This is a genomic window from uncultured Amnibacterium sp. (assembly GCF_964244015.1).
GTDB lineage: Bacteria > Actinomycetota > Actinomycetes > Actinomycetales > Microbacteriaceae > Amnibacterium.
Genome location: NZ_CAXTHO010000149.1, coordinates 1 through 6180 on the forward strand (window position 1 = coordinate 1; position 6180 = coordinate 6180).

The 6180-nt window shown below is 72.4% G+C and carries 8 protein-coding genes and 1 tRNA gene; 2 read left to right on the forward strand and 7 right to left on the reverse strand.

The window, feature by feature from the left end; translation table 11 throughout:
* Window position 1 precedes the first annotated feature (1 nt).
* Window positions 2–74: transfer RNA gene (locus ACFE67_RS13470), tRNA-Lys, on the reverse strand.
* Window positions 75–130: 56 nt separating this feature from the next.
* On the opposite strand from ACFE67_RS13470, the gene ACFE67_RS13475 reads away from it, so the two are divergent.
* Window positions 131–610, forward strand: a complete 480-nt coding sequence (locus ACFE67_RS13475; protein ID WP_375407389.1) for a peroxiredoxin — start codon at window positions 131–133, stop codon at window positions 608–610.
* Between the two features lie 6 nt (window positions 611–616).
* Here ACFE67_RS13475 and ACFE67_RS13480 read toward each other — a convergent pair whose 3' ends face one another.
* Window positions 617–1021, reverse strand: a complete 405-nt coding sequence (locus ACFE67_RS13480; RefSeq protein WP_375407390.1) for a hypothetical protein — start codon at window positions 1019–1021, stop codon at window positions 617–619.
* 250 nt (window positions 1022–1271) lie between these two features.
* Between ACFE67_RS13480 and ACFE67_RS13485 the strand changes: the two genes are divergently transcribed.
* Window positions 1272–1520 carry a WhiB family transcriptional regulator gene (locus ACFE67_RS13485; protein ID WP_345481793.1) on the forward strand — a complete coding sequence of 83 codons (249 nt, stop codon included), beginning with the start codon at window positions 1272–1274 and terminating at the stop codon, window positions 1518–1520.
* A 67-nt stretch (window positions 1521–1587) separates the two neighbouring features.
* Here ACFE67_RS13485 and ACFE67_RS13490 read toward each other — a convergent pair whose 3' ends face one another.
* From ACFE67_RS13490 to ACFE67_RS13510, 5 genes are all read right to left on the reverse strand, one after another.
* Window positions 1588–3081, reverse strand: coding sequence for a sensor histidine kinase (locus ACFE67_RS13490; protein ID WP_375407391.1), 1494 nt, complete (start codon window positions 3079–3081; stop codon window positions 1588–1590).
* Between the two features lie 162 nt (window positions 3082–3243).
* A complete protein-coding gene (locus tag ACFE67_RS13495; RefSeq protein WP_375407392.1) occupies window positions 3244–3450 on the reverse strand; it encodes a hypothetical protein in 207 nt (68 codons plus the stop codon).
* Window positions 3447–4325 (reverse strand): aminodeoxychorismate lyase, encoded by an 879-nt coding sequence (locus ACFE67_RS13500; RefSeq protein ID WP_375407393.1) that lies wholly within the window; start codon window positions 4323–4325, stop codon window positions 3447–3449. The genes ACFE67_RS13495 and ACFE67_RS13500 overlap by 4 nt, the downstream gene beginning before the upstream one ends.
* 13 nt (window positions 4326–4338) lie before the next feature.
* Entirely contained in the window at window positions 4339–5592 is a 1254-nt protein-coding gene (locus ACFE67_RS13505) for a CpaE family protein (RefSeq protein WP_375407394.1), read from the reverse strand.
* A partial coding sequence (locus ACFE67_RS13510) for a hypothetical protein (RefSeq protein WP_375407395.1) occupies window positions 5589–6180 on the reverse strand: 592 nt, incomplete at its 5' end. The genes ACFE67_RS13505 and ACFE67_RS13510, both read right to left, overlap by 4 nt.

The following is a 6180-nucleotide window of genomic DNA, read 5'->3' on the forward strand; positions in this document are numbered from 1 at the left end:
GTACACCCCCCGGGACTTGAACCCGGAACCCACTGATTAAGAGTCAGTTGCTCTGCCAATTGAGCTAGAGGTGCGCGCGGCTGGCCGGCAGCCGAGGGGCAAGATTAGCAGACACGAGAGGAACCACTTCATGACGGACACGGCCGTACGCCTGCTCCCCGGGGATCAGGCGCCCGACTTCACGCTCCCCGACTCCACGGGGACCCCGATCTCGCTCGCGGACTACCGCGGCAGGAAGGTGGTCGTCTACTTCTACCCCGCGGCCTCGACGCCGGGCTGCACCACCGAGGCCTGCGACTTCCGCGACAGCATCAACTCGCTCGCCTCCGCCGGGTACCTGGTGCTCGGCGTCTCGAAGGACGAGCCCGCTACGAACGCGAGGTTCGCGGAGGAGCAGGGGCTGACCTTCCCCCTGCTGTCCGACCCGACGCTCGAGGTGCACCGCGCCTACAGCGCCTTCGGCGAGAAGTCGCTCTACGGCAAGGCCGTACGGGGCACGATCCGCTCGACCTTCGTCATCGACGAGCTCGGCCGCGTCAGCCTGCCGCTGTACAACGTGAAGGCCACCGGGCACGTCGCGAGCCTCAGGAAGAAGCTCGGCATCGACTGAGCAGGGTCAGGAGGCGCCGGCGCTGCGGGCCAGCGCCTCCTGCACCGGCCGGGTGAAGAGCAGCACGATGACGACGACGGCCGGGACGATCGTGATCACGGCGACGCCGACCGCCGCTCCGGCGCCGGTCAGGCTGTAGAGGCCGATCAGGATCTGCACGACGTGCCACACGAGCCCGGCCGTCCGCGTCCAGGGGGAACCACGGAGCGCGCCGACGGCGACCCCGACGAGCAACGCGGCCAGCACGAGCACCGTGCCGGCGACGCCGAAAGTCTGGAGCGGGTACTTCCCGCTGGCGCCGACGACCACGAGAACGGTGAGCACGACCAGCCCGAGGGCCTCGAGCAGCTCGATGACAGCGAGCCCGATGAGTCCGGCAGGACGGGAAGCACGACTCCCTGAGCGGATCACAGGCACATCAGACCCGCACACCCTTGTATCGAGGTTCGGTGCTGTGTCACCATGTTTCCGGTTCGTTTCGATGCCCCCGGAGTCGTGGGCATACGGTGACGCGGACAAGAGGGACGGTGCGACCGTTCCTCTTCGGCTGTCTGGGGCGGAATCACCCTAAGCCCCGTCACCCGGAGAACATCGAGCGACCGCTGACTGCCCGGCGCCACCTGCTGCCTCCGGGACAACTGAACGAACGAAGGGCGCACGCATGGACTGGCGTGACCGATCCGCTTGCCTCACCGCAGATCCCGAGCTGTTCTTCCCGGTGGGCAACACCGGCCCGGCGGTGGATCAGATCGAGCGGGCGAAGTCGGTGTGCGGCCGCTGCACCGTGACGGAGTCGTGCCTCCAGTACGCGCTCGAGACCAGCCAGGACTCCGGAGTCTGGGGCGGTCTCTCCGAGGACGAGCGCCGCGCCCTCAAGCGCCGTGCCGCGAGGGCCCGCCGCTCCGCCTGAGCACCGACGCTGCACGATCAGGGGATCCGGCTCCGGCCGGGTCCCCTGATCCGGTTCTGGGGACGGTTCAGCCCTCGGTGAAGTTGAACGGCACGGCGATCGTGACCTCCGTGCCTCGACCCGACATCGTGTGCCAGTCGATCAGTCCGCCGAGTTCGCCCTCGATGAGGGTCCGGACGATCTGCGTGCCGAGTCCCGCGCCGACCCGCCCCTCCGGCAGGCCGACCCCGTTGTCCCGCACGGAGACGGTCAAGCCCTCCTCCGCGCGATGGGCGGTGATGACGACCGTGCCCTCGCGGCCGGCGAGGCCGTGCTCGACGGCGTTCGTGACGAGTTCGGTCAGCGCGAGCGCGAGCGGCGTCGCGTAGTCGCTCGGCAGCACGCCGAACGCGCCCCGCTTGATCGGGTGCACCCGCGTGTGGTGCGTGGAGGCGACCTCGGTGATCAGCATCAGCACCCGGTCGAAGACCTCGTCGAAGTCGACCGTCTGCGCGAGCCCCTGACTGAGCGTGTCGTGCACGACCGCGATCGCGCCCACCCGCCGCGTCGCCTGCGCGAGCGAATCGCGGGCCTCCTCCGAGTTCGAGCGCCGTGCCTGGATGCGGAGGAGCGACGCGACCGTCTGCAGGTTGTTCTTCACCCGGTGGTGGATCTCGCGGATCGTCGCGTCCTTGGTGATCAGCTCCTGCTCCTGGTGCCGCAGCTCGGTCACCTCGCGGCAGAGCACGATCGCGCCGACGCGCTCGTCGTCGTGCCGCACCGGGATGGAACGGATCGACAGGGTGGAGCCGCGCGCCTCCACCTCCGTGCGCCACGGCGCCTTGCCGGTGACGACGACGGGCAGCGTCTCGTCGACGGCGAACCGCTCGGGCAGCAGCTCGGTGACGACCTGCGCGAGGTTCTGCCCCTCCAGCTCGCCGGAGAAGCCGATGCGGTTGAACGCGGACAGCGCGTTCGGGCTCGCGAACAGGACGGTGCCCTCGACGTCGAGCCGGATCAGGCCGTCGGAGGCGCGCGGCGCGCCGCGGCGGGGCGGGGTGGGTGAGGTGAGGGTCGGGAAGTCCCCCGACGCGATCATGCGGAACAGGTCGTTCGCGCAGTCGTTGGCCGTCAGCTCCTGCCGGCTCGGCATCCGCGCCTCGGACAGGTTCGTGTGCCGGGTGAGGACCGCGATCGGGCCGATCATCTGCTGCGGGCCCGCGGAGGCGGAGGTGCGGCGGATCACCGGGACGGCACGGACGCGGGTCGGGGTCTCCTCGAACCAGTCCGGGGCCGACGAGTCGAGGATCTCGCCCCGCTCGAACGAATCGGTGACGAGGCGCTTCCAGTCCGGCTTGATGGCCTGACCGACGAAGTCGCGGTAGAAGAGCGTCGCCGCGGACGAGGGCCGCGCGTGCGCGACGGCGACGAAGTCCTCGCCGGCGGACGGCGTCCAGAGCACGATGTCCGCGAAGGCGAGGTCGGCGAGCAGCTGCAGATCGCCCAGCAGGGCGTGCAACCAGTTGAGATCGTCCTCGCTGGACCTGCCGTGCGCGCTGACGAGCTCGCTCATGGTCGGCATCGCCCGATTCTACGGAGGCACGCGTGCCACCTCCGTCGCACGAGCGCCGCGTCCACGGACCCCACACGTGAAGCAGATCGATGCGTTTTGAAGGTGGTTCGGCGGGCGATACCCCTCGAACCACCTTCGAAATGCATCGGCTCGCATCATTTGCGGGACGGGTCACGCGAGGCGGTAGAGGCCGTTTCCGTCGAGGACGACGCCGCGGTTCACGAGGTCGGTAAGGATCTCGCCGAACGGGTCGGGCTCCCCCATCGTCGGGAGCGCCGTCCGGTCCAGGTCCTCAGGAGGCAGGGCTGCGCGCAGGCCCGCGAGGGTCGTCGCGCCGAGCGCCAGCCGCGCCAGGATGCGCTGCTCGGTGCCGCTCATTCGCGGCGGGCGAGGAGGTAGGCGTTCAGCGCCGCGGTGAAGCCCACGTCGATCCGGCGCTCGACGCCGTCGATCTCGCGGATCGGCGCCGCGTTGCGCACGCTCGAGAGCAGCCACACCGCATCGGCGGACTCCAGCACGTCCCGCGGCAGCACCTCGTACGAGGTGCTCATCCCCTGCCCGCTGGCGAAGCGGAACGCCGCCGCCTGCGTCGTGCCGGCGAGGATGCCGAGGCTCGTGGAGGGGGTGATCAGCCGGTCGCCGTCCTTGATCAGCAGGTTCGACGTGGGCCCCTCGAGCAGGAACCCGTCCGAGCTGACGAACAGCGCGTCGTCCACGCCGCGGCGCCGCGCCTCCCGGCCCGCCGCCATGTTCAGTGCGTAGGAGAGCGTCTTCGCGCCCTGCAGCAGCCACGGGAGGTTCCCCGCGCTGTCGTGCGACAGCCCGCGGTCGAGCACGGTGACCCGGACCCCCTCCGTCCGCGCCACGGTGTGATCCGGTGACGGCGAACCCAGCACCCAGCCGGTCGGCTGACCGGTGCCCTCGACGCCGCGGGTGTAGACGAGCTTGACGAATGCCTCGACGTGCCCCGAGAGCTGGTCCGCGACCGCGCTCACCGCCGATCGCCATGCCTCCTCGTCGGGCGCAGGCAGGTCCAGCATCGCGGCGGACCGGGTGAGCCGTGCGAGGTGCGCGTCGACGGCCTGCGCGCGGCCCTCGCCGACGCCGAGCGTCTCGAACACCCCGTCGCCGCGCGTCACCCCGAGGTCGACCGCGGACACCAGCGGCACGGCGGGATCGACGAACCGGTAGGGCTCGTCCGCCTCCCCACCCGCTGCTGGTGCGGTCAGGACGGCGAGCACTCGGTCGGGCACGCCTCCATTCTGCTCACGATGCGGCGGGGCGCAGTCTGCGGAGCACGGAGGGGGTCCGGCGCGGCGTCCGCACCGGGCGGTCCAGGAGGTGATCGGCGGTGAACCGGCGCAGCGCCGCCGTGGCCGCCGATCGGGGCGCCGCGTCCGGCAGGGTGCGGGCGGTGAGCAGCGCGGCGTCGCACGCGGCGGGGTCGGACGGCACGAGCGTGACCTCCTCGATCCCGCCGAAGCGCTGCAGGCTCGCGCGGATCTGACCGCCCGCGCCGAGCCCGACGGCGCTCTGCCGCACCTTGCCGACCACCGCACGGACCCGGTGCTGGTCCACGATCTCGACGAGGTCGCCGAACGCCCGCACGTACCGCGCGAGCCCGATCGGATCCCCTGCGCCGACGGCTACCACCGTGTCGGCGGCCCGCAGCGCCGCGAGGGTCGCCGCGTTCCGCCGCGGCGAGAACAGGTCGCTCGCGATCTCCTCGTCCGCCTCCAGAGTGAAGCCGGTGTCGACGATCGTGTGGTCCGCCCAGGATCGGCACTGCTCCAGCACCTTCGTCACCCGGTCCGCGGACAGCTCGGGCCAGCGGTCCGGCCTGCCGATCCCGGTCAGCACGAGCAGCTCGCCGCGGGCGCAGCGGTGGTGCTGGGCGATCCGGTCGAGCTCACCACCGGTGAGCGCGCCGGCCGCTGCCAGGCGGCAGGCCGCCGCGAGCCCGGGAGCCTCGTCGAGCAGCCCCAGCGACGGGGCGACGGCGGCGCCGATCGTGTCCGCGTCGACGAGCGCGACCCGGAGGCCCGCCGCGGCGAGCTCGCTCGCGAGCGCGATCGCCGTCGTCGTCCTGCCCGGCGCGCCTGCCGGCCCCCACACGGCGGTGACCCGTCCGGGCGACGGCGCGGTAGCAGTCGGCACCGGGATCGCCGGTTCCGGCATGCCGTGCGCGATCCGGGCGGCGATGTCGTCCGCGGTCGCATCGGCGTCGAGCGGCTCACGCACACCAAGGGAGGCGGCGTGCTCCCGGCCCCACTCCCCCTCCGCCAGCACCACCACGACCGCGCCCGCGACGGCTGCCGCAGTCAGCAGCGGGCTGTCCAGGTGGCGGGGCTCGGCGCTCACGATCAGCACGCCGGGGCGGAGGCGGCCGACCGCGTCGACTCCCTCGCCGGCGCCTGGAGGGCGGGCGACGACGAGCAGCCCGGCCTCCGCCAGCCGGGGCAGCAGCCGGTCCTCGACGTGCGGGGCGAGGCAGAGCACCGTGGGAGTCGGCTCGGTCACGGTGTGCCCCCACCGATCTCGACCGCGGCCAGGCGGGCGCCGCCGGCCTGCGCGGCAAGCACGGAGGCGACCTCGTCGCGCGGCACCTGCAGCTCGACCGAATCCTTCGCCGAACCGGCGAGGAGCCCGGTCGGGGCCACCACCCGGGACACGACCGCGTCGCCGACGAGCACGACCGGCGCGGAGTAGCGGTTCTCGTTCGGGTCCGCCTTCGCCGCCGACCACAGGTCCACGGTGGAGCCGACCGCGACGCCGGCCGCGAGTGGCGACGCCAAGTCGACGACCACCGTCGCCGAGTGCACGGCGAGGTCGGTGCCGACGGCGGACCGCGGCACCATCTCGCCGGCCGCGATCGACCGGGTCGCGACCAGTCCCTCCTCCGGCAGCGCCCCGGAGAGGTACAGCGCCGCGGCGTCGCCGAGCCGGACGGTGGCGGGCGCCAGCCGGTCGGAGCTCACACGATCGCCCGCCACGATCGGGCCGTCAGCGCGGTAGACGACGACCGTGCGGGTGAGCGCGCCGACCAGCGCGGTCGTGCCGAGCGCGGATGCGGCGATCAGCGCGACACCGATCAGGATCCGCGGATCC

Excerpts from the sequence above, each read along its gene's own strand:
- ACFE67_RS13485 (WP_345481793.1), top strand. The coding sequence starts at position 1,272 with ATGGACTGGCGTGACCGATCCGCTTGCCTCACCGCAGATCCCGAGCTG.
- ACFE67_RS13475 (WP_375407389.1), top strand. The coding sequence starts at position 131 with ATGACGGACACGGCCGTACGCCTGCTCCCCGGGGATCAGGCGCCCGAC.
- ACFE67_RS13490 (WP_375407391.1), bottom strand. The coding sequence starts at position 3,081 with ATGCCGACCATGAGCGAGCTCGTCAGCGCGCACGGCAGGTCCAGCGAG.
- ACFE67_RS13495 (WP_375407392.1), bottom strand. The coding sequence starts at position 3,450 with ATGAGCGGCACCGAGCAGCGCATCCTGGCGCGGCTGGCGCTCGGCGCG.